The 25,273-nt window shown below is 62.6% G+C and carries 20 protein-coding genes; 3 read left to right on the top strand and 17 right to left on the bottom strand.

Annotated features, from left to right (window positions below; translation table 11 throughout):
* Positions 1 to 147: 147 nt before the first annotated feature.
* The 3 genes from RTP54_RS18525 to RTP54_RS18515 form a co-directional block, all read right to left on the bottom strand.
* On the bottom strand, positions 148 to 1,746 hold the full coding sequence (locus RTP54_RS18525) for an ABC transporter substrate-binding protein (protein ID WP_312365039.1): 1,599 nt from the start codon (positions 1,744 to 1,746) through the stop codon (positions 148 to 150).
* Positions 1,747 to 1,867: 121 nt separating this feature from the next.
* The gene (locus RTP54_RS18520; protein WP_312364898.1) at positions 1,868 to 3,505 is read right to left on the bottom strand and encodes an amidohydrolase; all 1,638 of its coding nucleotides are present in this window, start codon (positions 3,503 to 3,505) and stop codon (positions 1,868 to 1,870) included.
* Between the two features lie 361 nt (positions 3,506 to 3,866).
* Positions 3,867 to 4,910 (bottom strand): class I SAM-dependent methyltransferase, encoded by a 1,044-nt coding sequence (locus RTP54_RS18515; protein ID WP_112806004.1) that lies wholly within the window; start codon positions 4,908 to 4,910, stop codon positions 3,867 to 3,869.
* A gap of 318 nt (positions 4,911 to 5,228) precedes the next feature.
* Between RTP54_RS18515 and RTP54_RS18510 the strand changes: the two genes are divergently transcribed.
* Positions 5,229 to 7,226: a putative bifunctional diguanylate cyclase/phosphodiesterase gene (locus RTP54_RS18510; RefSeq protein ID WP_112806005.1), complete on the top strand. Its 1,998-nt coding sequence runs from the start codon at positions 5,229 to 5,231 to the stop codon at positions 7,224 to 7,226.
* A 60-nt stretch (positions 7,227 to 7,286) separates the two neighbouring features.
* Here the strand turns inward: RTP54_RS18510 and RTP54_RS18505 are convergent, their stop codons facing one another.
* From RTP54_RS18505 to RTP54_RS18465, 9 genes are all read right to left on the bottom strand, one after another.
* Positions 7,287 to 8,453 carry a GAF domain-containing sensor histidine kinase gene (locus RTP54_RS18505; RefSeq protein WP_312364895.1) on the bottom strand — a complete coding sequence of 389 codons (1,167 nt, stop codon included), beginning with the start codon at positions 8,451 to 8,453 and terminating at the stop codon, positions 7,287 to 7,289.
* A gap of 123 nt (positions 8,454 to 8,576) precedes the next feature.
* Positions 8,577 to 8,933: a hypothetical protein gene (locus tag RTP54_RS18500; protein ID WP_312364893.1), complete on the bottom strand. Its 357-nt coding sequence runs from the start codon at positions 8,931 to 8,933 to the stop codon at positions 8,577 to 8,579.
* Positions 8,934 to 9,118: 185 nt separating this feature from the next.
* On the bottom strand, positions 9,119 to 9,679 hold the full coding sequence (locus tag RTP54_RS18495) for a methylated-DNA--[protein]-cysteine S-methyltransferase (RefSeq protein ID WP_112832915.1): 561 nt from the start codon (positions 9,677 to 9,679) through the stop codon (positions 9,119 to 9,121).
* Positions 9,680 to 9,846: 167 nt separating this feature from the next.
* A complete protein-coding gene (locus RTP54_RS18490; protein ID WP_312364889.1) occupies positions 9,847 to 10,473 on the bottom strand; it encodes a dual specificity protein phosphatase in 627 nt (208 codons plus the stop codon).
* Positions 10,474 to 10,491: 18 nt separating this feature from the next.
* Positions 10,492 to 11,382 carry an inositol monophosphatase family protein gene (locus RTP54_RS18485; protein ID WP_112832916.1) on the bottom strand — a complete coding sequence of 297 codons (891 nt, stop codon included), beginning with the start codon at positions 11,380 to 11,382 and terminating at the stop codon, positions 10,492 to 10,494.
* 66 nt (positions 11,383 to 11,448) lie between these two features.
* Positions 11,449 to 12,540: an ABC transporter substrate-binding protein gene (locus RTP54_RS18480; RefSeq protein WP_312365037.1), complete on the bottom strand. Its 1,092-nt coding sequence runs from the start codon at positions 12,538 to 12,540 to the stop codon at positions 11,449 to 11,451.
* Positions 12,541 to 12,740: 200 nt separating this feature from the next.
* Positions 12,741 to 13,880 (bottom strand): ABC transporter substrate-binding protein, encoded by a 1,140-nt coding sequence (locus RTP54_RS18475; protein WP_312364887.1) that lies wholly within the window; start codon positions 13,878 to 13,880, stop codon positions 12,741 to 12,743.
* A 59-nt stretch (positions 13,881 to 13,939) separates the two neighbouring features.
* Positions 13,940 to 15,073 carry an ABC transporter ATP-binding protein gene (locus RTP54_RS18470; protein WP_112806019.1) on the bottom strand — a complete coding sequence of 378 codons (1,134 nt, stop codon included), beginning with the start codon at positions 15,071 to 15,073 and terminating at the stop codon, positions 13,940 to 13,942.
* Complete coding sequence (locus RTP54_RS18465; protein WP_312364886.1) at positions 15,073 to 16,929, bottom strand: iron ABC transporter permease; 1,857 nt, start codon at positions 16,927 to 16,929, stop codon at positions 15,073 to 15,075. The genes RTP54_RS18470 and RTP54_RS18465 overlap by 1 nt, the downstream gene beginning before the upstream one ends.
* Before the next feature lie 622 nt (positions 16,930 to 17,551).
* Here RTP54_RS18465 and RTP54_RS18460 point away from each other — a divergent pair.
* Positions 17,552 to 18,538, top strand: coding sequence for a LacI family DNA-binding transcriptional regulator (locus tag RTP54_RS18460; RefSeq protein WP_312364884.1), 987 nt, complete (start codon positions 17,552 to 17,554; stop codon positions 18,536 to 18,538).
* A 67-nt stretch (positions 18,539 to 18,605) separates the two neighbouring features.
* Here the strand turns inward: RTP54_RS18460 and RTP54_RS18455 are convergent, their stop codons facing one another.
* The 5 genes from RTP54_RS18455 to RTP54_RS18435 all read right to left on the bottom strand — a co-directional run bounded on the left by RTP54_RS18455 (position 18,606) and on the right by RTP54_RS18435 (position 23,841).
* On the bottom strand, positions 18,606 to 20,249 hold the full coding sequence (locus RTP54_RS18455) for a Na/Pi cotransporter family protein (protein WP_312364882.1): 1,644 nt from the start codon (positions 20,247 to 20,249) through the stop codon (positions 18,606 to 18,608).
* Between the two features lie 43 nt (positions 20,250 to 20,292).
* Positions 20,293 to 20,589, bottom strand: coding sequence for a MurR/RpiR family transcriptional regulator (locus tag RTP54_RS18450; RefSeq protein WP_112815873.1), 297 nt, complete (start codon positions 20,587 to 20,589; stop codon positions 20,293 to 20,295).
* Between the two features lie 3 nt (positions 20,590 to 20,592).
* A complete protein-coding gene (locus tag RTP54_RS18445; protein ID WP_312364879.1) occupies positions 20,593 to 22,308 on the bottom strand; it encodes a metallophosphoesterase in 1,716 nt (571 codons plus the stop codon).
* Positions 22,308 to 22,916 carry a dual specificity protein phosphatase family protein gene (locus RTP54_RS18440; RefSeq protein ID WP_112806031.1) on the bottom strand — a complete coding sequence of 203 codons (609 nt, stop codon included), beginning with the start codon at positions 22,914 to 22,916 and terminating at the stop codon, positions 22,308 to 22,310. The genes RTP54_RS18445 and RTP54_RS18440 overlap by 1 nt, the downstream gene beginning before the upstream one ends.
* A gap of 82 nt (positions 22,917 to 22,998) precedes the next feature.
* A complete protein-coding gene (locus RTP54_RS18435; protein WP_312364876.1) occupies positions 22,999 to 23,841 on the bottom strand; it encodes an inositol monophosphatase in 843 nt (280 codons plus the stop codon).
* Between the two features lie 324 nt (positions 23,842 to 24,165).
* On the opposite strand from RTP54_RS18435, the gene ytfQ reads away from it, so the two are divergent.
* Entirely contained in the window at positions 24,166 to 25,128 is a 963-nt protein-coding gene (gene ytfQ, locus RTP54_RS18430; RefSeq protein ID WP_112806035.1) for a galactofuranose ABC transporter, galactofuranose-binding protein YtfQ, read from the top strand.
* Positions 25,129 to 25,273: the final 145 nt, after the last annotated feature.

Raw genomic sequence — 25,273 nt, 5'->3', positions numbered from 1 at the left:
CGTGGCCAACCGATCGCAAACGGGTCGGTCAGTTCGCTCAACCGAACGGCCGATACGTAAGGAAATACTTACGTTTTCAGCGGCGACATATGTCGGTTCGTTGCGGAAAAGCCCCGGCATCGCGCGGGCGATACCGGGGCGCTTGCATCAACGCCCGGCCGGGACGGTTTCGTCCACCCAGAGCTTCTCGTAGGACTGGATCGCCAGCTCGGCCGAGTTCGGCTGCAGCCCGTGCAGCCAGGGCTGGTAGGCCATGACCGCCTTGTTGTAGTTGAAGAACCAGACCGGCGCTTCCTCCTGGACAAGGTTGTTGGCCTTGCGCAGCAGGTCGTTCTTCTCTTCATCCGTCTTGGCGACCTTGGCCGCCTCGAACAGCTTGTCGAAGTCGGCGTTTGCGAACTTCTGATAGTTGCATGCCGCTTGCGAGGTCTTCGAGTAGAAGCACTGCATTGCCGTCAGTGCGTCCGGACCGCTTTCCGACGACCACATGAAGGACTGGAAATCGCCGGCCGGCACGACTTCGGAAAGCACGGAAGCCTCAACGGGCTTGGCCTTCACGCGGATGCCGACCTTTTCCAGCATCGGGATGATCGCTTCGACGATCGTCAGGCCCCAGCTTTCATTCTGGGTCGCCGTCAGCTCGACGTCGAAGCCATCGGCATAGCCTGCCTCGGCGAGCAGGGCCTTGGCCTTTTCCGGATCGTAGGCGTAGGGCTGGGCATCCTTGTCATAGGCCGGCGACGACGTCGGCAGCCAGCCGGTGGCCCGATAGGCCTTGTCCTTGGCCAGCCGCTTGATGATCAGGTCGGCATTGATCGCGTGGTTGAAGGCCTGGCGAACGCGCTTGTCCTTGAACGGTTCGAAATCGAGGTTGAAGCCGACATAACGCGTGTAGACTTCGGCAACCTCGAGAAGCCCCTTGGACAGCTCAGGATCGGCCTGGTAGGCGACGTATTGCGACGGACCGAGGACCGAGACGTCGATCTCCTTGTTGCGGAAGGCGACGTCGCGTGCCGAGGCATCGCCCATGATCAGGATGTTGATCTTGTCGGCATAGGGCTTGTCCTTCTCGTAGTATTTCGCCCACTTCTCGACCGTCAGCCGCGAACCGGGCACGTATTCGGCAAACTTGTAGGGGCCAAGGCCGATCGGGTGGCTGGCGAATCCTTCCTTATCGGCTTCGCCTGCCGGGTAGATCGCGGTGTTGTTGCGCATGAACAGGTAGGCCGGATCGACCGGGTCGGTCAGCGTTACTTCGAGGGTAAAGTCGTCGACCTTCTTCAGGCCGGAAATCGCCTGCGCCTTGCCGGCCATGTAGTCGGCGCCGCCCTTGATGTTGGCGATGTAGCGCGATGGCGGATAGGCCTTGGCCGGATCGGCCATGCGGGTGAAGCTGGCGATGATGTCATCGGCCGTCATCTGCTTGTCGTTGTGGAAATAGGCGTCCTGGCGCAGCTTGTAGGTATAGACGAGCTTGTCGGCGGAGATGTCGACATCGGTCGCGAGCGCCAGCACCGGAACGTTCTTGTCCGCGTCCCAGTCGTAAAGCGTGCGGTGGATGGCCTTTGCGTAGAATTCGTCCTGCGTCTGCGGCGACGCCTGGATGTCGAGCGTCGAGAAGCTGTCACCATAGGGCGCCACGAAGTTGACCGTGCCGCCGGCCCGCGGCGTGTCTGCCGCCTGGACAGACGCCGCCCCCGCCAGCAACGCGGCCGTCAGCGTCGAAAGCAATGCTAATTTCTTCATCATTCCCGTATTCCTCCCCACTTGTTGTTCTGCAGATGGATAAACAAGATCGCGATCCCACCCGACCTCCCGGACCGGTTGGGATGCATTGAGCCGCGCCGAGCGGCCCACTCCGCCTTCGTCAGGCGTTCTGTCGCTCGAAGACCACTTCGCCGCCCCGGATTGCCAGGGTGCAGTGCGTGTCGTTGAGGATGTCTTCGGGGGTCGCCGTCAGCATGTTCCTGGAAAACACCGCGATGTCGGCGAGCTGCCCTGGGACCAGCCGTCCCTTGACCGTCTCGAGCTTCTGCGAGAACGCGCCATATTCGGTGTAGACCTGCAGTGCCTCCTCGATGGTTACGCACTCGCGCGCGTCCATCACCGTGCCCTTGGCCGTCTTGCGCGTCAGCATGCTGTAGATATTGGGGAACGGATTGGGATGACAGACCGGCGCATCGCTGCCGGTCGCAGGCTTGAAGCCCAGCTCCTTCCAGGTCTTCAACGGGTAACTCGACAGTGCCCGCTCGTCGCCGAGCACCGAAACGTAGGCGTCGCCGAAATCGTAGATGAACACCTGCTGCGGACAGGGATAGATGCCCGCCTTCACCATCCGCTGGTGCTGCGCGTCGCTGGAAAAGCCGCAATGCTCGATGCGATGGCGGCGGTCCGCGTCCGGGATGGCGGCGAGCGCCTTCTCGTAGGCGGTAATCAGCTGATCGATCGCCGCATCGCCGATGGCGTGGCATGCAAGCTGATAGCCCTTGGCATGGGCGTCGAGCACCATCGCCTCGAGGTCGGCATCCGAAAGGATCTGGACCCCCCTATTGTCGTCATTGCCGAGGTAGGGGCTGCTCATCCAGGCGGTTCGACCGCCGGCCGAACCATCGAGGAAGATCTTGACCGCCCCGACCTTCAGCATATCGTCGCCGACGCCGGAAACGAGACCGGCCTCATAGCTTTGCGGCACGATCGAAACCTTGGGGTCTCCGAGAAGCACGAGCCAGGTGCGCACCGGCAATCGGTTGTTGAGCTTGGCCAGATTGTAGGCCTTGATCTCATCGAAGCCTGCGACCTGGCCGACGGCCGCATCCATGACGCTGGTGATGCCGTAGGACAACAGCAGATTGCCGCCGCTTTCGATGGCATCGATCATCTCGGCGGTCGATGCTTTCGGGATGGCGGCACGGACCAGCCCCTGGGCGTTTTCCGCGACCAGGCCCGTCAGCGAACCGGAGACCTGTTCGATCAGGCCACCTTCCGGTACGGCCGTGGTCTCGTCGACGCCGGCAAGGCGGAACGCTTCCGAATTGAAAATCGACACGTGCCCGCAGGCCCGCACGACCATGACCGGATGGTTTGGCGCAACCGCGTCGAGCTCGGCGCGAAGCGGATGGCGGCCAGTGTCGAGCTTGGTCTGGTCGTAACCGCGCGCACGGATCCAGGTGCCGGCCGGCGTCGTTTCGGCCTGCTCGCCGATCGCTGCAAGCAGGCTTTCGAGCGTGGGGGCCGCCTGCGGCGTCGCGTCGACCCAGTTCAACGTCAGGCCAACGGAAATCAGATGAAGATGCGCGTCATTGAGACCGGGGGTCGCAAATTGCCCCTGAAGGTCGAGAAGCTCGGTCCCTACGCCACGATAGGCTTCCATCTCCTGACGGGTGCCCGTGGCCAGGATCTTGCCCTGCCAGATGGCAACAGCCTCGACGACGCCCTCGGCTAGACCGCACCAGATCACACCATTGTGCACGATCCTGTCGGCGTGAAAACTCTGTCCCGCTGGCATCTAAGGCTCCTCCCCTCGGCCGTCACTGCAATGCGGAGCGCGGCTGATGACAACCGGCTTCCGGCACAGGGCTCGTGTCTCCCTGCCCGTTCGGGTGCGCTCTGGAACCGGGTTCCTACCCGGCCCGCAGCGGCGCACCGATGGGCCACGAACTGTGCATTGAGGATGCTAGAGAAAAGGAAAGTGGGCGGCCAATGCATAGAATTTCAGACGCTATGAAATAATTGCATAACGGTTGCGGGTTGCGCTCTTGATCGCGCGCATCACGTGCATCACCACCGGTGCGCGCGCCCACGCAAAACGAATGCGGCGCGCGTCCGGGATGACGCGCGCCGCAATATCATATGGGTTTTCTAGGCGTTCACGCGCGCTTTTGCAGCGTCGCATAGACGACGTTGCGGTTCTCGCCGAACGTCACATGCGTCTCGAAATTGCCGCCGTCGATGCTTTCGTTGACGATACGCCACATGTCCGACTGCGAGCGCAGGAGAAGCGCCCAGTTCATGAACGTCTCCATGTAGCCGTCTACGCCGATATCGGTTGCGAAATTGGCGAAGAGGAAGACGCCGTCGGGCTTCAGCATCTGCAGGCAACGGCGGGTGAGCTTCACCGCGACGTTGTGCGGCAGATAGTCATAAAGTCCGGCCGCATAGACGAAGTCGAATTTTCCAAGCTTGTGCGAACGGGTGAGAATGCCACGCACCGAGCCGTCGATCGCCTCGACGCTGGTTCCGCGGAAATCCCGGCTGATCGATCCGACACTGAGCGGATCCTGGTCGAGCGCAACCCAGCGCTTGATGCGGCCTTCCTTCAGGGCGACCGAACGGTTCGCCTCGCGCAGATGACCGGCTGCAATCGTCAGCACTTCCGCCTGCCCGCCACGCGTGGCCGCGATCTCATCGACATGCTGCGTCAGGAGATCCCGGCGTTCGCGCACGGCAACCGACGACGAGGCGTCCTTGGTGTAGCCATAAAGCGCCTTGCCGGCAGGCGATGCCTTGGCGATCTCGTTGGCCACACTCGGGTGGCCGTAGATGAAGTCGAGCAACTGGGCGTCACCGGAGTAACCGCGCGGCTTTTCGAAGGACCAACGGGTAAAAGGGTCCTGCAGGAAAAATTCAGATACCGGATGATTCTGTGCGATCGGGATCAGTTCTTGCCAGACGCTCGGATGAAACTTCGCGCGCGTCTCATGCAGCGCCCCCGCCAATCGGTGTATTATCTTCGTGGGGTCCAGTTGCTGGGCAATTTGCTGCTGTGCAATTTGGAGAATCAGGGCGAGTTCGGCTTTTCCTGTTGCAAACTGCTCATCATAAAACTCACTTCTTGACGAGGTGAACTCGGTTGCGATTGACTGGGGAGTAATTAGACTTTCGCCATCGAATACGATTTGAAGCTGGCTCACGCAAAACCCATCCGTTTAATGATCTGTTAACGTTATGGGTAACAATGCGCGAACTGCATCTCGAATTGCAAGTTTTTGTAGAGTATATGGTAAATTCTGGCGGACCCCGTAGCCAATCGGATACACTCGTATGCCGGCCGTCAGCCCCGGCTAATTTATCAAAATTTAATGGGCTTCCCCTAGGGTAACGGTGAGGCCTGCTCGTCCTTGTTGTGGTAGCCACCGGATGGCAAGCGTGGAATGCATGAAGCAACGCCCAGAGATGGATAGGCGAGACCAAATATCCGTTGAGCGCGACGAATTCCTCTGGACCGGTGCATGAAGCAAACCCTGGCCGATGTCGTTGAGATCGATTTGCACAAGCAGCCGCACCGGCCGCTGCCTGCAGAACTGCGTTCGCTTTACCGCCAGGAGGGCCAGACGGCGCGCCGGGAGGCCACACGAAAAGGGCTGTGGATCGCGGTTGCGGTCTATCTCCTGTTTTCGATCACCGACCTGCTACTGATCCCCGACGTCGCCTACAAGACGATCGCCTGGCGTTTTGTCGTCGGTGCGATTTCGCTTGCCGTCCTCGAAATCCAGGTCCGCGTCAACGCCAAGACCGACTGGCTGGACCGCACCTGCTCGGGCGCGCTTGTTTTCGGCTATCTCGGCTGGCTCATTCCGGCAATGATGACCGCGTACACGCAGAACATGTCCTATTACATGATCTTCGGCGCGATCTTCATGATGGGCGCCAACCTGTTCTTCATCTTTCAGTTCCGGCTTTCGGTGATCTCGTCGGGTATCATCCTCGGTGCGTTCTTCCTCGACCTCTTCTATTTCTCGCCGCAGAACCCCTATTATCAGCTTGCCTTCGGCACCTTCTTCGTCTCGTGTTTCGTCTTCACCTCCTACGTCAACTGGAAGCTGAACCGGGAACGCTACAAGGTCTTCCTCAACGCTTTCGAGGCAAGGGTGCAGCAGCGCGAGGCGACGGAGCGCGGCAAGGCGCTGCTCAGGCTTTCAAACACGGATTCGCTGACCGGCCTCGACAACCGCCGGGCGGTGGACCAGAAGCTCAGGGAATACTGGAGCGACTGGCAGAAATTCGGCGACAGTTTCGCAGCGATCCTGATCGACGTCGATTTCTTCAAGAAATACAACGATTGCTACGGCCACCAGGAAGGCGACCGTTGCCTCATTCTTGTCGCCAACACGCTGAAGGAATCGATTGCGGATTTCGACGCGTCGATCGGCCGCTACGGCGGCGAGGAGTTCATCATTCTGGCGCGCGTGGAGACGCGCGAGGAGGCAGCAGAGCTTGCCGAAAGCATCTGCCGCACGGTCCAGGCGCTCGCATTGGTGCACGGACAGCGGCGCGACGGCACGTCGATCGTCACGGTCAGCGTCGGGGCAGCTTTCACCAGGCCGCAGACGGGCCCGAAGCTCGAGCGGATCATCCACGAGGCGGACCGGGCGCTCTATGCCGCCAAGGCGAGCGGTCGCAACTGCGCCAGGGTCTTCGACCCCAACGATCCGCAGACGAGTGACGAGAGCGAGAACATCGCGGCGCTCCTGAAGATCGCGACCGACCAGGATCTGCTTTCTCTGGTCTACCAGCCGATCAAGAGCGTCACGTCGGGCCGGATCGAGGCTGTCGAAGCGCTGATGCGGCTGAAAATGCTGGACGGGACGGCTGTCGCCCCGAGCCTGTTCATCCCGATCGCCGAGCGAACCGGCGCGATCATCGACCTTGGCCGCTGGGCGATCCGCACGGTCTGCCGCGAGCTTCTCGCCAACGATCACGTGCCCGTCGTCAGCGTCAATGTTTCGCCGATCCAGCTGAAGACACCCGGCTTTGCCACATCTGTCGCGGCGATCCTCGGTGAAACCGGGGTCGCCGGCGGTCGCCTCGCCTTCGAAATTACCGAGGGCCTCGAGATGGAGATGCACTCGGATGTGTTGCGCTGCATCAGCGATCTCGAAACGCTGGGCATCCGCATCTGGCTCGACGATTTCGGCACGGGTTTTGCCGGGCTGTCCTGGCTCCGGCTTATCGATTTCGACACGGTCAAGGTCGACCGCTCCTTCCTTCACGATTGTGCCACGCCGAAGGGCAAGGCGATGCTGAAGGACATCATTGGGCTGGTGCGCAACCGGGGCCACAAGATCCTGATGGAAGGTGTCGAAACCGATGAGCAGATGGCGCTCGTGCGGGAATTCCGCATCGACCACGTTCAGGGCTACCATGTCGGCCGTCCCGCGTCGGCACACACCTATCATCTGATTTCGGCTGCCGAAACACGAACCGCAACGATGGTCCGGCCGGCATAGGCTCGGCGCGTTTCGTCAGCTTGCGCTTACGGACAACTTGCGCTGCCCATGACGAAAGCGTCAACAGGCGGGCACGCGCAAGGTGAACCTGGTCTCGTTCGGCGTCGACGAAACGCTGATCCTGCCACCATGTGCCTGGGCGATCTCGGCGGCTATGTAGAGCCCGAGGCCGAGGCCCTGCACTTTGCCGTTGCCTTTGCCCTCCCGCCGTTTGAACGGTTGGAAAAGCCGCGGGATGTCTGCCTGCGATATCGGCTCACCGGCATTGGCGATCCAGAGTTCGAGCGTATTGCCGCTTCGGGTGGCACCGATACGGATTGGTTTGTCCGGTGCGCCATGGGTCAAGGCGTTGCTCAGCAGGTTGGAAAAGAGCTGACCGATGCGCTGGTGATCCAGCGTCAGCGGCGTATCGAGGGCGAGATCCGTTTCGATCTGCCTGTCTGGATAGGCGCTGCGATGTTCTTCCACGATCTGCATCAAGACCGGGCCGAGCGGCAGATGGGTTCGGTTGAGCCCGATACCGCCCCCCAGCCTGCCGCGGGCGAAGTCCATCACATTGTCGATCAGATTGGCCATGCGATCGACGCTTTGCTGCATCAGCGCGATCACCGTCTTCGACTTCGCCGCCTGCTCCTCTCGCGCCAGGATGCGCGTGCCCGCGGAGATCGACGCCAGCGGATTGCGCAAGTCGTGCCCGAGGATGGCAATGAACTGATCCCGGAGTTCGGAGGTCTCGAGTTCGTGGTCGAGTTTCTGCTTCGTGTCCGTGACGTCGGCTCGGGCGTCGAGGTGCCGTCCGATCAGATCGGCAAACAGCCGGAACATGCCCACGGTCACCGTGCCGCTAAGCTTGGCAGGGTTGGGGTCGATGGCGCAGAGCGTACCGAAGAACACATTGCCACGCAGGTAGATCGGCACTGAAATGTAGCTTTTGAAGCCATATTGCAGCGGCGTGTGGTGGCGCGCATAGACCTCGCTGGCATCGACGTCGTCGATGACCACGAGTTCACCGCTCTGCCGGATTTCGTGACAGATCGTCGTCTCGAGCCGCAGCTCTCCCCCGGGTCCGAGGCCGAAATCGATCAGATCGAGCGTCTGGCAGGCGACCCAGCGATCGTCCGTGACCCGCGCCACGGCGACGAAGCCCATGCCCGTCGATTGCTGGATGACGTCGAGAATCGTCGGAACGACCGAGATGCTGGCAACGGCGTCCAGATCTTCTTGCAAGTCATGCGCCAATGCCTGATGTCTCCCGGATACGCTGTTCGACCTTTTGTATAGGTGATCGGCGGGATTTGGCAAACGGCGCCGCAACGTTACCCTTGCGACGAACTGACCGATGCAATCGCCCTATCGGAATTCCTCCGTTTCGGGTTTTTGTGACAACGCCCATCGATGGATCAGGAACAGGTGGAGCAGCTGGATGGCGATGAGCCCTGCCGCCATCGCCGCCACCGTGATCACGACGGAAGCGGCATCGGCCGGTGGCGCCAAAAGCAGGCCAATTGCCGGACCGATGAGGATCGGCATGGCCACCAGCGGCAAGATCAGAAGCGCTGCAAGACGTGGCGAAAACCATGTCACACCGCTGAACGACCACTGCATCGGTAGCCGATCGAAACGGCGAAGAACCGGATTTGCCCGGGCGGAAACGGCGAGCATGACCGCGACACTGCAGGCTGACAATGCGAGACAGAACCAGCCCATGACGCCTCCACGCATCTCAGTTGCATGCATCGCTCATCGCGATCGTCAGCCCTCCCGCGTGCGGGTCATGCACCCCGCACCGGTGGCACCTTCCACCCCAAATGTTGCATGGCGATTGTATGGGGCGGACCGGCAGTCGCCAGCGCTTCCCGATTGCCTCGCCCCAGCCTTATCCTGCGCGCCGCTCAAAACAGCGATTGCTGGGCTGGCTCCGGCGGTCCCAAATGAACGCCTTCCAGTTCCAGCATCCGGATTTTCGAGGTCGAGCCGCCCGGCGCCGAGAAGCCGCCGACCTTGCCGCCTGCCGCCAGCACCCGGTGGCAGGGAATGATCAGCGCCACCGGGTTCTTCGCCATTGCCTGGCCAACGTCGCGTGCGGCCTCCGGTCCGGCGCCGAGCGCCTTTGCCAGGGCACCATAGGTCGTGGTCTGCCCCCAGGCGAGCTGGCGGGCGGCCGCGTAAATCTCCCTGAAAAACGGGTCCTGGCCCTCGAGATCGAGCGTGAGACCGGTGAAGTCGACCTCTTCGCCGCCGAAGTAGCGTCGAACTGCGTCGACCGCCTCGGCAATCTGCGGCGTCGGCGTGCCGGGTTCGCCGGCAACAAGCCGGCGCAACAGCAGCCTCTCGGTATCCTCCGCCTTTTTGGTCGGCAGCTGGAAACGGGTGATGCCGACGGCATTCCAGGCGATGCCGCAGAACCCGGCATCGGTTTCAAAGATAAGATAGTTGTGAACTGCCTGCGCCATCGCATCGTCCTCACGTTTTCACATGGCATGAAAATCGTGCGGATGGAGGGCGAATTCAACCCGAAACCTGCGCTTGGGCGCCATTGCCAACAGGCTGCGGACTGTTGGAACGGCCAGCATCTCCTCGCCTCGCCAGAGTGATCGTCCGCGAGTGGGGGAGCCCCGTGCTACTTCGCTTCGATCATCTTCGCCCAGCCTGCCGCGCGTTCGGCCGACTGGATCAGCACCGGCTTCGGCGCCTTGTACCATTCGTTCTGCGGCAGGCCGCGCCGGTCGCGCACGAATGCGATCGCGGCATCGAGCGTCGGGAATTCGGCCGGCAGCGTCAGGTGCAGGAACAGCGACACCACGATCACCGAACGCGAGCGTCCGCCGCGGCAATTGACGAGGATGTTGCCCATCTCGCGGCGCGGATAGGACGGTTTTTCCGGCAGAACCTGCTCGAGTGCTGCGCGCAGGATATAGTGGGCCGCCAGCATTTGCGTGTCCGGATTGCCGCCGCCATCGATGAGCCCGGTCTTGTAGTAGCGGATCTCGCCCGGACCGTAGACGCTGCCCTCGTGATCGGACACCAGTTGCGCCTGACGGACGAAATTGAAATCGAGATTGACCGCGCAATTGACGACGGTGGTGATACCGTTCTGCCGCAGGAGATCGAGGTCGCTCGTGCCCTCCTTGCCGGCGATATAGATATCGACGCCATAGTGCGGATGTTGCTTGTAGACGAGGCTGAGCTTGGCAAGCTCCGCCGATGGCTGGCTCTTCGTCTCGGTGTCCTGGTTTGTGGTCAACATGCTGTCTCCGCTGTCTGTTCAGTTTACTGCCGCGGCAATGCGATTGGCCGAGATCGTCCGCGCCACGCGCTGCAATGTCGGATAGTCCCCCCCGGCGCCGGTGGCGATGTAGCCGGGGCACATGAAATCGGGCGCATCCGCCGGCACCTTGCCCAAGGTTAGCGGCTCGTAACGACCGCCGGCGTTTTTCAGGATCAGGGTCGCCGCCGCGACGTCCCATGAATTGACGCCGAAGCCGGTCGCCGCATCCGCCCAACCGGCCGCCACATGGGCGATGCTGAGGGCGGCACTGCCCGGCCGCCGAAGGGTGGAGAAGGTCTCGACGAATTCCCCGAGGTTAGCGAGCGCCACCTCCCGGCCGTCGAGGCGAAAGTCGCGCGACACGGGATAGCCGGTAATCAGCGTCGCCCGCGTCTCGTCGTCGACGGCCTGCGAGGACAGCACCTCACCATTGAGGTACGCCTGTTCGAGATCGGCGGAAAACATCATCTCGGCGACCGGGTCATAGACGACGCCGGCCATGACCTCGCCCCGTTCGACGGCGGCAATCGACACGCACCAGAACGCCAGTCCGCGGGCAAAATTGGACGTGCCGTCGATCGGGTCGACATACCATTGGATGTCGCCGTCGCCCACCTGCCCTCCCTCTTCGCCGAGCATGGCGGAATTGGGCTCCTGCGCAAAGATGAAATCGCGAATGCTGGCTTCCGCGCGCTTGTCGTGGATCGTGACGACATCATGCAGGTCGCGCTTGTAGTCGACGACCATGTCGGAGCGGAACGCCTTCAGCAGCGGCTCGCGCACTTGTCTGGCCGCCCCACGGGCGATCTCGGCGAGACGCTTCGACCGCTCCAGCCTTGTTTCAGGGTTGCCCGCTGGGGCTGTCGCGGCTGAAAGGCGTTTTTCCATGTCGTTTGCATCCGTTCCGTAGAGAAAGAGGGCCGGTGCGCCAGCCCGTGGCGCACCGGCATTGCGTTACTTGCTGTAGTTCACGCGCCAGAAATCCTGCCATTCCTCGCGCCGATCGAAGTCCTCGAGACCGGTCGAGGAATTGTACCCGAACAGGCGGTCGGCAACCGTCATCAGCCCCGAGGGCTCGTCAGCCGGCATCTTGATGTCGACGTTGGTCGGCAGCTTGCCGTCCTTCATCTGTGGCGCGATGCCTTCCTCGGTCAGGATGTAGTGGATGAAGAGCTTCGCCGCGTTCGGGCTCTGCGTCTTTGTCGCGATCAGACCAAGCTTGACATAGGTCCAGCCGACCCAGGGATTGAGTTCCTTGCAGATGCCGAGCTTGTAGCCCTTGCCTTCGTTGTCGCGGAATTTTGCCGACGAGAGCAGACCGAAGAAGGGCTCCTTCTGCCCGGCCGCACCAACGGCCTCCGCGACAGGGTCGTCACCGTCGGTGACGAGCGGCGCGTTCTGCGCCAGCGCCTTGATCCAGGCGGCCGACGCGCTCTTTTCCTCGGTCGCAAGGTCCTTGCCGAAATGGGCCTTGTAGGCACCGGCGACCTTGTCGTCGGCGTGTTTTTCCATCTGGTTGAACCAGTCGGTATAGGTGCCCTTGGTCAAGGGGTCGACGATGGCGACCTTGCCCTTCCACTTCGGCTCCGTCAGCTCCCAGATATTGGCGACCGGGCATTTGTCATAGGCTTCGGTGTTATAGGCCCAGACATTGGCGTTGGTCGAAATCGCCAGAGGGTTCTGGAACTCCGCCGGGATTTTCGCGACCATGTCGGCCGGCAGGTAGCTCTCGACGAATTCCTGCGGCAACAGCTGCGCAAGTGCTGCCGGCGCATCGGTGATCAAGGCGACATCGCCCTGCACGTTACCCGCCTGGCTTTCCCGGATGATCATTTCCAGCTGGCTGTTGGCCGACACTTTGACGCCGGTCGCCTTGACGCCGTATTTGGCGGTAAAGGCTTCGGCCATCTCGACGATCTTGCCGGTGCTGTCGTAAATATTGATCGGTTTTTCCGTCTTGGCCGCTGCAATCAGCGCGTCCAGATCGCCGTCGGCTGCGCTGGCCTGCGACGAAAGGAGACCCGCCGCCAGTGCGACCGCGGTCATCGTCGTCCCATGCCGTTTGATCATGTCCGTTTTCATTTTCCCCTCCCAAGGAAACCGTGTCCGCTTCTGCGAACTTCGGTGGTTCAGTTTCGCGCGCTGCCATCGGCGCCACTAAAAGGGCGCCGGCGACCGCCCCGTGACGGAGCGGTCGATTGATGCACTGCATTGACATCGCGGCCGGTCGTGCCGGCCGCGTGCCGTCACTTCTGGTAGTTCACCCGCCAGAAATCCTGCCAGGTTTCGCGGGCATCCCAATCGTCGAGGCTCGTGTCCATCTGGTAGGGCAGAACCTGATCGAGAACCTTGCCGATGCCCGATGGTTCATCGGCCGGAAGGGCGACGTCGGTGTTGGTCGACATCTTGCCGTCGACCGCCTGCGGCGCGATGCCTTCCGCGGTCATGACGTAATGGATGAACAGCTTGGCGGCGTTCGGGCTGTTGGTGCCCTTGGTGATCAGCCCGACGCCCGGATACATCCAGCCGAGCCAGGGCTTCAGGTCGGTGCAGAGCCCGAGTTTCATGCCCTTCTCGGCATTGTCGCGGAACTTCGCCGAGCTCATCAGCCCCATGAACGGCTGCGACTGGCCGGGAGCGCCGACAGCATCGGCCGCCGCCGCATCCGCATCCGTCAGAAGCGGCGCGTTGGCGGCGAGCGCCTTCACCCAGGCCGCCGTCGCGCTGCCGTCGTCGAGCTCGAGTTCCTTGCCGTAAAGCTCCTTGTAGGCGGCGGCGACCTTGTCGTCGCCATGTTTTGCCATCTGGTTGAACCAGTCGACATAGGACGCCTTGCCGAGCGGGTCCTGCATGGCGACCTTGCCCTTCCACTCAGGGCCGGTCAGTTGCCAGATGTTGGTGACGGGGCACTTGTCGTAGAGCTCGGTGTTGTAGGCCCAGACGTTGGCGCTGGTCACGACGGTCAGCGGGCTCTGGTACTGCTGCGGGATCTTCGAGACCATGTCCGGCGGCAGCCAGCTCTCGGCAAAGCCCTGCGGGATCAGCTGCGCCATGGCGGCCGGCGCATCGCTGATGATCGAGACGTCGCCCTGGATATTGTTGGCGCGGGCCTCGCGGATGATCATTTCGAGCTGTGCCGACGCCTTGACCTTTGAGCCCTCGGCGGCAACGCCGTACTTCGCAGAGAAGGCCTTGGCCATCTCGACGATCTTGCCGGTGCTGTCGTAGACGGTGATCGGCGGCTCCTTCTTGGCAGCCTCGATCAGGGCGTTGAGATCGAAGGCCTCCTCAGCCATCGCCTGCCCTGCCAAAAGCCCGGCAAAGGCTGTTGTCCAAAGCAGGCGGCCCCTCGCCTTGCCCATCTTTCCATTCTTCCGAAAATGCATCGACTGCTCCTCCTCAGTAAGCGGTGTTCGTCTTTCGGTTGATGCGATCAGTGATGTCGTCAGTTCAGCTTCGCGCTGCGCAGCAGCTTGTCTGCCTCGGTTATGCGCTGGCCGTCCTTGTCGAAGACATGAAGCGCGTCGGGTGGCGCGAAGAAGCGGACCTTTTCCCCAAGCTCGAGCCGCGGCAGCGCGTGCGTCGTCAGGAACAGCGTGTGGCTGTCGCTTCGCAGCTCCAGGATCCAGCTGCCGCCGGTCGGCAGGATGCCGGTCACGACCATCTTGCCGCTGAAGCTGCCCTGCGGAACGTCTTCCTTTTTCGTGGCGTAGCTTAGTGCCTCCGGGCGGATGCCGACGGAGCCGATGCCGCGCAGGCTCGGGTAACGGCTCGACAGGTAGGTTTCCGCCTCCTTGGCCACATCGGACGTGTCCTTCTTGTCGAAGGACAGGATGTTGATCGGAGGGCTGCCGACGAACTCGGCGACGAAGCGATTGGCCGGGCGATCATAGATGTCGTTCGGCGTGCCCATCTGCTGCAAGGTGCCTTCGTTCATCACTGCGATGGTGGTTGCGAGCGTCATCGCCTCCCACTGATCGTGCGTGACGAAGACGATCGTCGTCTTGAATTCCTTGTGAAGGCGCTTGAGTTCGGCGCGCATCTCAAGCCGCAGCCGCGCGTCGAGGTTCGACAGCGGCTCGTCGAGAAGCAGTACGCCCGGATTGACCGCAAGCATGCGGGCAAGGGCCACGCGCTGCTGCTGACCACCCGAAAGCTGCGACGGGTAGCGGTCGCGATACTTGGCGATGTCGAGCGCCTGCATCACCTTCTCGACCCGGGCCTCGCGCTCGGCCTTCGGCAGCTTGCGCAGCCGCAGGCCGAAATCGGTGTTGCGCTCGATGGTCAGGTGTGGCCAGAGCGCGTAGCTCTGGAAAACAAGGCCCATTTCGCGCTTTTCCGGCGGCACGAAGACACCGTCGAAGATGGAATCCACCACCCGGTCGCCGATGCGGATCTCTCCGCCGGACAGGTTTTCCAGGCCTGCGATCATGCGCAAGGTCGTGGTCTTGCCGCAGCCGGAGGGCCCGAGCAGACACATGAACTCGCCATCGCGGATTTCGAGATCGAGGTTGGAGACGGCATTGGCGGAGTTGACGCCATAATTCTTCTGGGCGCCGCGCAGATTGATAGTGGGCATCAGCTTCCGAGTCCTTCTGCAAGATTGGTCTTGGTCAGCTTCTGGGCTGCCAGGGTTCCGAGATAGGCGATCGCCGCGATGATGAGCACGACCGCGTTTGCCGCCTGGGTGTAGTGGTAGTCGACGAGGCGCAGCGAATAGGTCGTCAGGACGTCGGTGCTGGGCACGGCGAGGATGACGAACAGGCTGAGGCCCTTGATGCCGGAGATGAACGGCAGCAGCACGCCGGTGACGAGAGAACCCTTCTGGATCGGGATGACGATGGACATCATCCGCCGGAACCAGCCGGCGCCGGCGATCTGGGCCGCCTCTTCCGGATCCTTGCCGAGCTGGGTCATCGCCGAGATCCCGGCGCGCGAGGCGTAGGGCATCTGGTCGGCCATCAGCGCCAGCACCAGGATGGTGACCGTGCCATAGAGCGCCGGCATCGGTCCCCTTGGGACGGCAAAGAGCGAAAGATAGGCGGCGGCAAAGGCAATGCCCGGCACCAGATAAGGCAGGAACGTCACCTGGCGCAGATAGACGGAGAGCGCTCGCACCGGGGTGCGGATGACGACGTAACCGACCAGCAGGCCGAGGATGCCGGAGGCGACCGAGGCGAGGCCGACGATCATCAGCGTGTTCTTGGCCGCGGCCCAGAGGTCGGGGCTCAGCAGCACGCCGGTCTGCAGCGCCACGGTGTGCAGGTCCCGGCCGATCCAGTAGTCGAGCGTGAAGTTGTCGAGCGTGAACTGCGCCGGCAGCTTCATGATCGTCGACAGGAACAAGGTGAGTAGCGGCAGGCCAACACTCAACATGAAGATGGTTGCGGCAAAGCCGGTGGCCGGAAGCCTCAGTTTGCCGAGCCGGCTCTGACGGTTCATCGAGCCCTTGGAGCCGATGGTGACGAAGCGGCGCGCTTCACGCACCAGACGGGCATCGATCATCAGCGTGATGATGCCGATCAGCATGATGGAGGCGGCAACCACACCGGCAACACCTGTCTGGCGTGAAGCGATGCTGCGGAAGAGCGAGGTGGACAACACCTCGAACTTGACCGGCAGGCCAAGAACATAGGGCACGCCGAATTCGCCGAGGCATTTTGCGAAGATCAGGATCATCGAGGACATCAGCGCCGGGCGCATCAGCGGCAGGATGATCTGCATTGCCACCTGATAGCGCTTGGCGCCGAGGATGCGGGCGGAATCTTCCAGCTGGGAATCGAAGCGCCGGAGCGCCGAGCCGAACAGCAGGATGACGAAGGGGGTGTAATGCAGCGCGAGAATGATGGTGATCGGGAAGCGACCGTAGGCAACCCAGTCCGGCGGTGTCCATCCCAAAGCCTCGAACCAGCCCGGCTGGCCGCCGACCGTGCGGTTCTTGAACAAGGTCGTCCAGGCGAGCGCGAAGGTCCAGGCGGGCAGCATGTAAGGCACGATCAGCGCTGTCGCAAACCAGCGCCGTCCGAACATGTCGGTGCGGCTGATCAGCCAGGCGAGAATGGTTCCGATCAGGAGTGACAGCAGGATCGCACCGACGGCAACCGACAGCGTGTTGAACAGGGGCCGCCAGAAGAGATCGACCGAGACCGGAGACGTGAACGTCCGGTCGAGATAATAGAGCGTCAGGTCGCCGAAATCCTTGCCGAGCCGGCGCTCATGCCCGAACTGGACCCGAACGGCATCGAGCACGATGGAGATGATCGGGACGACGATCAGATAGGTAAAGAGCAGCGCCGTCAGCACGCCGATCAATGTCGTCGGCTCGCGGGAGGCGACCTTCAGCCGGTATCGCCAGACCTGCCAGGACGAAGGCACGGCGGACGCCCCGGCGCCCACGGCGGGCGCTGCCTTCGTTGGTTCACTTAGAAAAGCCATGCTCTCTCCCCTTGAGACCTCGCCTTGCCGCATGATCCGGCCATGTGCCGGACGTGCTGCAGACGAGCCAACATGCGAACGGGGAGATGGGCGAGAGCCACGCGGCGCGCCGCCCCTCTCCCATTCGAGCAAGGCCAGCTGCCGCAGAAACGCGATGCGTCGTCATCGATCCAATCCTCCCTGTCCGCGATCGACCCCGTTCAACGATCCTGCTTTCGGATCGGGTCAGACGACACGCGGCCACTCCTCAGAAGCCGGCGCCATCATCACGAACATAGACGGAACAAAAATTCCATTTCTTGCCCGCCTATGGAATGCATGATCCATTGAGAGCGCGGCCTTGTCAACAAAAAAATGCACACGTGCGCAATGCTATATACCATTGTTTTTATTATATCTTTTGAAGGACGATTTGGAGTTTATCCGAACACGTGATCAATACAACACGACCGGCAGGTGAAGTCGGGCCGCGGAGCAGCGGAACGCACACTCCGACAGCCCGATTTTCGCCCGTCGACCGGGCCACCGGCGGCGCTGCCAACCGGATCCGGAGACACTTTTTCATTGGAATGGCCACGCTTTTGTGGCCCAGATGACCTTGAGCTGATTCTTGAGGAAAACCATGGCGCGAGGGTTCGTTACGGCAGAGGAAGTCGCCAAGCGCGCGGGCGTTTCGCGTTCGGCCGTTTCGCGAACCTTTACCCCGGGTGCCAGCGTGTCCCAGGCTGTTCGACGCAAGGTGCTAAAGGCGGCGCGCGAACTCGGCTATCGGGTCAACCGCCTGGCGCAAGGACTGAACAACGACCGCTCGAACCTCATCGGCGTCGTCGGCACCAATCTCAGCGCGCCCTTCATTTCCAGGCAACTCGATCTCTTGAGCATCGGCCTGCTCCGGCGCGGACTTCAGTGCCTGCTGCTCAACGCCGCAGACGCCCGCAAGGATATCGCACCGCTGATCGAGCTGTTGTTCGAATTCCGCGCCCAGGCCATCGTCGTGCTATCTGGCGAGCCCCCGTCCTCGATCGTCGACGAATGCATCGCCAATGGCGTGCGGCTGATCCTCGTCAACCAGCGGCTCGATCGAACCGATACCAATATGGTGCTCAGCGACGATTCGCACGGCGCCGACCTCGCGGCACTGCGACTGATGTCCGCCAAATGCAAGAAGGTGGCCGTCGTTTCAAGCGCCAGCCAGACACCGGCGCAGGTTCGTCGCGCGACGGCGTTTAGCCAGAGGATGCAGACGGCCGGCATCGAGGTGGTCGCCTGGTCGGACGGGCCGACCGGCTACGAAAGCGGCTATCAGGCTGGCTGCGAACTGTTGCGCGACAAGAAGATCGATGGGGCATTCTGCGTCACCGACCTTTTGGCGCTCGGCTTCCTCGATGCCGCGCGCATCGAGATGCAGCGGCGCGTGCCCGAGGACCTCTCGATCATCGGCTTCGATGACATTCCGCAGGCCGGCTGGAAGAGCTACGAGCTGACGACCATCGTCCAGTCTCTGACAACATTGACCGACAACGTGCTGACGGCGCTCGAAACCGATGAGCCCGCGACCCGGCTGCAGGTGGTGCCGGTCTCGATGATCGAGCGCAAGACGGTGCGCTAGAAGCGCTTAGAGGCAAAGTGCGAAGCGGTTTTCTGTCGGGAAATGCGCAGAAACGCTCGAGCCCAAATCACCCGGCCTGGCGGATGCGGCTTTCGATCAGAAGGCCGCTATCGTCGAGGATCGGGTGGGCAACGGACGCGATGTGAGCGTTGATGCGCTTGAGGTCGCGCAGCATATCGAGGTGCAGTGAACTTGTCTCGATGCTTTCTGCCCTGCCGTCACGCAGGCGCTGCAGATGCCGCTCGGCCGATTGCCGTTCAAGGCGGCGCACATCTTCCTTCACCTCAACCAATCGCCGGGCGAGCGCCGCATCGCGGGTGGCAAACACAGTCTGCGCCAGGCGCAGATTGTCGAGCGTGATGACAAAGAGCCGCGTCAGCTCCTCATGGCCATCCAGCGAAAAGGCCAGCCCAAGCGAGATCTTCTTGGCTAGTTCGGCCAGCAGGCCCTTTTCGATGATGTCGCCGATATGTTCGAGGTTGATGGCATAGTCGACGACATCCATGGCGCGCCGACGGTTGTCCTCGCCGATCTCCGCCTGGCCGAGGCGCGAGACGTAGACCTTGATCTGGTGCTGCAGCCGGTCGACCCGACCCTCGAGCGTGCTGATGGCGGCAAGCTTCGACGCATCCGCATGCTGGAGCGCGGCGCTCGCCTGGCCGAGCATGCTTTCGATCAGATCGCCGACGGCCAGAACCTCGCGGCTGGCACCGGCAAGGGCTGCGACCGGCGTCGAAAGCTTGTCCTCGTCGAGATAGCTCGGCGCATCCGGCATCTGCCCGGGCTCCGGCAACAGCCGTGCTGTCAGCGCCGAAAGCGGGCGCGACAGCGGCCAGGCGAGCATTGCGAGCGCCAGGTTGAAGATCAGGTGCGCATCGACAGGCAGTTTTTCGTGCGACAGCGGCAGGATGTCGAGCAGCTGCGCCGAGTAGCCGGCAAGCGGCAGGGCGACAAGGCAACCGATCGCACGCACGATGAGATTGCCGATCGTCACGCGCCTGGCGCTGATCGGCGAGCGCAGCGTCGCCAGGACCGGCGGCACGGCACCGCCGAGATTGGCCCCGAGAACGAGGACGATGATCAGCCCGGTGGAAATGCCGCCCGTTGCAGCGAGCGACAAGATGAGGACGACGATCGCAAGGCTGGAGGATGCGAGGATCGCCAGCAAGGCAGAGAAAATCAGTGCGACCGGCCAGGCATTGTCCAGCATCGCCAGAAAAGCGGAGAGCGCTGCGGAGGCGCGTAGCGGTTCCGTCGCAAGCCCGATCAGGTGCAGCGACAGCAACATCAGCCCGACGCCGACCACGGCCGCACCACCGCCCTTTCGCGCGTTCGAGGTGCCGCGCGACAGGATAACGCCTGTCAGAATGAGGAGCGGCGAGAGCCAGCCAATCCCGAGCGATACGATCCAGGCGGTCATCGCGGTGCCGACATTGGCGCCCAGAAGCACGATCTGCGCCATGCGCGGCGCGACGAGATTGCGTTCGGCAAAGGACGCGATCATCAGCGCCGTCGCGGTCGAGCTTTGCAGCGCGACGGTCGCGATGAGGCCGGCGAGAAACGATCGCACGCCATCGCGCGTGCCGGCCGCCAATCCCGTCTTCAGCCTGGCGCCGAAGGCGCGCTGCACTCCGGACTTGACTTGCGACAGCCCGAACAACAGCAGCGCCACGGCGCCGAAGAGATTGATGCTGACGATCGTCGATTCCATCTGTGCCCGTTCCCTTATGCGTCGTGCCGCCTACGGCCTGGCATTACTGCCGGCCGCGCCGCAATTCCTCGCGGAACAGGTTTTGGAAGGCTGCGTATTTCTCGAACCCGAGATCGTTGATCAGCCGCATGACGGTGGAGGTGGAAACGCCGGCGCGCGCGGCCACTTCCCGGGCACTGGCAAAGGCGATGTCATAGGGATGCGAAAGCGCGAACTTGGCGACTTCGAGCCGACCGCCCTTCAGTCCGCGAGCGCGCAGGCGAAACGCCTCCTTCAATTCCGGAACGCTCGCCGGCGGTATCTGGCCATGGGCCGGCAAGGCAAACGATGGCTGATCCATAATTCAAACAACCTCCCTGACGTGCAACCGCAATGGAATCTCGATCCGGCGCGCACCATTTTCCGCCCGGTCGAGAAAAGCGCTGAAGGCACCGAAGAAAATCGACAGGAAACCGGGGACCGAGCCGTCCCAGCCCTCCTCAGGTTCTCGGCCAAACCTTTCGGCAAGGGCGCGATAGAGCCGAAGCCGCGCGGGCGCGATCGCCGGTAGCGCCAGGTGTGCCGCCTGCCGCAGGCAGTACCAGTCGGCGATGATGTCGATCATGCGCAGTGCCGCGATCTCGTCAGCAGAAATTTCCGACGATTTTGCAAACGCGTGCAACGTCGATGCCGCAGTTTCGACGTCGAGCAGCTGGACGCAGACGTCAGCGAGGGTGGCATCCGAAACGCGGCTCACCACGGCCTGCGGCCATTCCTTGACGAAGTAGCGGTGGTGCACCAGCGCCTGCTTGTGGGCGCGCAGAAACGCACCATAATAGGCCGCATCGAAGGCAGGATCGCCCGCTTCGCCGCGGCGTTCGGTCTCCAGACGATAGGCCTTAGCCAGCCGCCGATCGAGCGCCGCTTGCTGCAGTTCGACGGTATCAACCGTGACGCCGGCATCCGTCGGCTCGATGATCTTGAAGGCCGGAGGATAGGCGACCAGCGACGGCACTGCCACGTTGGTGAGCCGGCGCCCGCCGTCACCCCGCCGCGTCACGCCTTCCACATGAAGATGGCCGCTGAAATGCACGGCAAGCCCGGCACCGAGCAGGGCGTCAGTGACAGCCGCGCGCGGCGTGCGCCGGGCGACATTGGTTTCCCCGAACAGCACGCGCTCCGCGCCTGTCGCGCCATCGAAGGGATCGAGTGCCGGATAGTGCGAGAAGGCGAGCACCGTCTTGCCCAGCACCTCAGCCCGTGCGCAGACGTCGGCGATCCAGGTAACGATGAAGGGCTTCAGCCGCAGCATTGCGTTCCATCCCGCCGCCGTGCTGTCGACAAAGGCCGCCTCCTCGCCGCCTTCGAACGTGCCGTCGCGCGGCTCGAACACATTGGCATCGATCATCAACAACCAGATGCCCGGCTCCGGCTCGACCAGATAGGACGCGTCCATCAGCGCATGGCGGTTGCTTCCATCAGGCGAGACCACCTGATAGCGCCGGCTTTCCACGTCGTCGGCAAGGCCGAAGGGCGTCTCCCAATGGAGGTAGTCCGGTTTGCGAAAATAGCCGTAGGCAGCCATCGGGCCGAGACCGGACGGGTAGCCCTCGCAATACATGCGCGGCGTCACGATAGCGCCCTCGACGGGCGATTCCGGATCGCTCGTCACCCAGACGCCGGCGCCATCATGATCCAGGAACTCCTTGGTGTGATTGCGCCCCTGCGGGCCGAAGATATCGTGGTTGCCGGGAAGTGCGTAAAAGGCGGTGCCGTGCTCGCGCGCATGCCGGTCGAGAATGCGACGCAGGCTCGCGGTCGTTTGACGCTGGCCGTCGTCGGTATAGTCCCCGAGCAGCACGACATGGCGGATGCCACGCGCACGCACTTCGTCCAGCGCCACGGAAAGCGCCCTGGCACTCTCGTTGAAAACGCGGGTCGACTGGCGTGTTTCCGACCAGCTGCGAACCATCATCCGCTCGCCATCGATGGTCATGCCGGGAAAATCGAAATCGCCTTCGAGATCGTGGAAATGCGCATCGGCGATGACGGCAATGCGCGGTTGGCTACGCTTCAACATCAGTCCTTCCCTGATCCCTCGCCGGCAATCCTGTCGATCCATCCGGATGCCCGACGCGCCGCCTCGTAAAGCATCGGCTTCGGCGTCTCGAACCATTCGTCGGGCCGCAGTTCGCGATGTTCGCGGATATGGGCAACGGCGGCATCGAGCGTCGGGAACAGCTCCGGCTGCTGCTTATGCAGGAACAGCGCGACCAGCGACACCGAGCGGCTACGGCCGCCGCGGCAATTGACCAGCACATTGCCACCATCGGCGAAGGGATAGGTCTCGCGCTTGGGCATCGCCTGGCGCAGCGCGCCGTCGAGGATGTAATAAGCGCCGAGCATCATCGTGTCGGGACTGCCCTCGCCGTCGATCAGGCCGAGCTTGTAATAGCGAATATCGGCATAGCCGCTCGGCCGCAGGTCGCCCTCGTCATCGGCTGCGTCACGCACCCAGTTGATATCCAGATTGATCGCGCAGTTGACGACGACCGAGATGCCGTGGCGCCTGAGCAGATCGAGATCGCGGGCACCGTCGCTGCCGCCGATATAGAGGTCCGAATTGTGCGGGCCCAAGCCCTTGGCGATCAGACTGATCGCCGGGCGCGCGTAGACTGGGGCATCCATGCCATTTCCTTTCCAGATCGGACGGCGCCAAAGCGCGGGCCGCCCACAAAATTCCGACTGTTGGCGCCGCAGGAGCCATCGTTCATGTAAGCGCCAGTTCAGACACCCGTTCGCTCGCCGACGCGATCGGGATCCGCGACGCCTGGCTGATGCCGCCGGCAATGCCGGGAGCGGATGCGAGCACCGGTCCGCCATCGCGAAGGCTGCCGATATCCATGAAGGGACAAACCTCGCCGCCGGCTTCGGCAACCAGCAGCAGGCCGGCAAGGCAATCCCATGAGTTCATGTGCAGCTCGACATAGGCGTCCGAACGACCGTCAGCGACATAGGCGAGCGCCAGGGCGCCCGAGCCCGCCCTGCGCACATTGGTTCCAAGCGCCAGCAGATCGCTGATGGCTTCGAGGTAGATCTCGTTCGCCACCCGGCCGGACCAGCCCATCTCGACGGACGCAGCTTCAAATGCCGTGGTGGCCGAGACCCTGATCGGCTGGCCGTTGCGGGTCGCGCCCGCCCCGCGCTCGGCGAAATAGAGCTCGTCCTGCGCCGGATTGAAGATCGCGCCGATTTCGGCCCGTCCATTCTCGATATAGGCGATGGAGATGCAGAAATGCGGGATGCCGCGCGCAAAATTGGCGGTGCCGTCGACCGGATCGACCACCCAGAGGCGATTGCTGATCGTTCCGCCGCCTTCCTCGCCGAAGAAGGCGTCATCGGGGAAATGGGCGGCGATCGCCGTGCGGATATGCGCCTCGGAAGCCGCGTCGGTCTCGGTCAGGAAATCCTGCGGTCCCTTCATCGAAAAGCTGCGGGTCGCACTGTCTTGGAAGCCCCTGAGCACCAGCGCTCCGGCCGACAGGATGACATCCCGGCAGAGGCGCGCCCGGCCATTCAGGTCGTCCGAGTAGTGTGGTTCTTCCAGCTTCATTCCGCCGCATCTCCCTTGCACACGCGAGCATATTTGCACACGTGTTCAATCGAGGCAAGCGGCAATACAAGACAAGCCTGTGTTGCACGCACCGCCCGACCGCGTGGTCCCCGACCCGCGAGGCAGTATCCCACGTGCAGCATTGAGGCGCTGCTCACCAACGGCTCGACGCGTTATTCTCGCCGCCGCAACAACCGCACACGCCGCGCCCCGTGTCTCTGCGCGGGCCGACAGCATCTGTCTTCAAACGTGAGTTTACAAAAGTACTATTATATGATTTTTTTAATGCGCTGCTGGGAGAGCAGCTTTCTTTGGGAGGAAATCATGAAGTTCGCCAAAGCACTCGCGAGTGCAACGATCCTTGCTGCCTGCACGTTTGGCAGCGCATCCGCCGCAGATCTCGTCGTCGGTTTTTCCCAGATCGGCTCGGAGTCGGGCTGGCGCGCGGCGGAAACGACGCTGACCAAGCAACAGGCTGAAGAGCGCGGCATCGACCTGAAATTCGCCGATGCCCAGCAGAAGCAGGAAAACCAGATCAAGGCGCTGCGGTCCTTCATCGCGCAGGGCGTCAACGCAATCCTGCTCGCGCCCGTCGTCGCAACCGGCTGGGACGAAGTCCTGCAGGAAGCCAAGGACGCGGAAATTCCGGTCATCCTGCTCGACCGGACCGTCGACGCGTCGGACGATCTCTATATGACGGCCGTCACCTCCGACCTCGTGCATGAAGGCAACGTCGCCGGCAAATGGCTGGCCGACACTGTTGCCGGCAAGCCGTGCAACATCGTCGAACTCCAGGGCACCACCGGCTCCTCGCCGGCAATCGACCGCAAGAAAGGCTTCGAACAGGCCCTTTCCGGCCACGACAACCTGAAGATCGTACGCAGCCAGACCGGCGATTTCACCCGCACGAAGGGCAAGGAAGTCATGGAAAGCTTCCTGAAAGCCGAAGATGGCGGCAAGAATATCTGCGCGCTCTACGCCCACAATGACGACATGGCAGTCGGCGCCATCCAGGCGATCAAGGAAGCCGGCCTGAAGCCGGGCACGGACATCCTCGTGGTCTCGATCGATGCCGTGCCGGATATCTTCCAGGCGATGGCAGCCGGCGAAGCCAACGCGACCGTGGAGCTGACGCCGAACATGGCCGGCCCCGCCTTCGACGCGCTTGCCGCCTTCCAGAAGGACGGCACCAAGCCGCCGAAGTGGATCCAGACGGAATCGAAGCTCTACACCCAGGCCGACGATCCGATGAAGATCTACGAGGCCAAGAAGGGGCTCGGTTACTGATCCCAAGGCCCGACAGGCGCTGGCGCGAACCGCCGGCGCCTGCGGTCGCAGGCCGGGCGATCGAACTGCAGGGCTGAGAGATGGAACGGGCTTGTCCGTCTCATCTTCGCCGCTGGCTCGACGTCGGGTTGGCCTGCTTTGCTCG

The sequence above is a fragment of the Ensifer sp. genome, assembly GCF_031989085.1.
Taxonomy (GTDB): domain Bacteria; phylum Pseudomonadota; class Alphaproteobacteria; order Rhizobiales; family Rhizobiaceae; genus Ensifer.
This window is presented reverse-complemented; position numbering and strand designations above follow the sequence as displayed.

What these genes read in the sequence shown, in the direction of transcription:
- RTP54_RS18455 (WP_312364882.1), bottom strand. Translation starts at nt 20,249, where the DNA reads ATGGAATCGACGATCGTCAGCATCAATCTCTTCGGCGCCGTGGCGCTG.
- RTP54_RS18495 (WP_112832915.1), bottom strand. Translation starts at nt 9,679, where the DNA reads ATGGCGCAGGCAGTTCACAACTATCTTATCTTTGAAACCGATGCCGGG.
- RTP54_RS18480 (WP_312365037.1), bottom strand. Translation starts at nt 12,540, where the DNA reads ATGACCGCGGTCGCACTGGCGGCGGGTCTCCTTTCGTCGCAGGCCAGC.
- RTP54_RS18470 (WP_112806019.1), bottom strand. Translation starts at nt 15,073, where the DNA reads ATGCCCACTATCAATCTGCGCGGCGCCCAGAAGAATTATGGCGTCAAC.
- ytfQ (WP_112806035.1), top strand. Translation starts at nt 24,166, where the DNA reads ATGAAGTTCGCCAAAGCACTCGCGAGTGCAACGATCCTTGCTGCCTGC.
- RTP54_RS18525 (WP_312365039.1), bottom strand. Translation starts at nt 1,746, where the DNA reads ATGAAGAAATTAGCATTGCTTTCGACGCTGACGGCCGCGTTGCTGGCG.
- RTP54_RS18440 (WP_112806031.1), bottom strand. Translation starts at nt 22,916, where the DNA reads ATGGATGCCCCAGTCTACGCGCGCCCGGCGATCAGTCTGATCGCCAAG.
- RTP54_RS18465 (WP_312364886.1), bottom strand. Translation starts at nt 16,929, where the DNA reads ATGGCTTTTCTAAGTGAACCAACGAAGGCAGCGCCCGCCGTGGGCGCC.
- RTP54_RS18500 (WP_312364893.1), bottom strand. Translation starts at nt 8,933, where the DNA reads ATGGGCTGGTTCTGTCTCGCATTGTCAGCCTGCAGTGTCGCGGTCATG.
- RTP54_RS18460 (WP_312364884.1), top strand. Translation starts at nt 17,552, where the DNA reads ATGGCGCGAGGGTTCGTTACGGCAGAGGAAGTCGCCAAGCGCGCGGGC.
- RTP54_RS18520 (WP_312364898.1), bottom strand. Translation starts at nt 3,505, where the DNA reads ATGCCAGCGGGACAGAGTTTTCACGCCGACAGGATCGTGCACAATGGT.
- RTP54_RS18510 (WP_112806005.1), top strand. Translation starts at nt 5,229, where the DNA reads ATGAAGCAAACCCTGGCCGATGTCGTTGAGATCGATTTGCACAAGCAG.
- RTP54_RS18435 (WP_312364876.1), bottom strand. Translation starts at nt 23,841, where the DNA reads ATGAAGCTGGAAGAACCACACTACTCGGACGACCTGAATGGCCGGGCG.
- RTP54_RS18450 (WP_112815873.1), bottom strand. Translation starts at nt 20,589, where the DNA reads ATGGATCAGCCATCGTTTGCCTTGCCGGCCCATGGCCAGATACCGCCG.
- RTP54_RS18485 (WP_112832916.1), bottom strand. Translation starts at nt 11,382, where the DNA reads ATGGAAAAACGCCTTTCAGCCGCGACAGCCCCAGCGGGCAACCCTGAA.
- RTP54_RS18475 (WP_312364887.1), bottom strand. Translation starts at nt 13,880, where the DNA reads ATGCATTTTCGGAAGAATGGAAAGATGGGCAAGGCGAGGGGCCGCCTG.
- RTP54_RS18490 (WP_312364889.1), bottom strand. Translation starts at nt 10,473, where the DNA reads ATGTTGACCACAAACCAGGACACCGAGACGAAGAGCCAGCCATCGGCG.
- RTP54_RS18445 (WP_312364879.1), bottom strand. Translation starts at nt 22,308, where the DNA reads ATGTTGAAGCGTAGCCAACCGCGCATTGCCGTCATCGCCGATGCGCAT.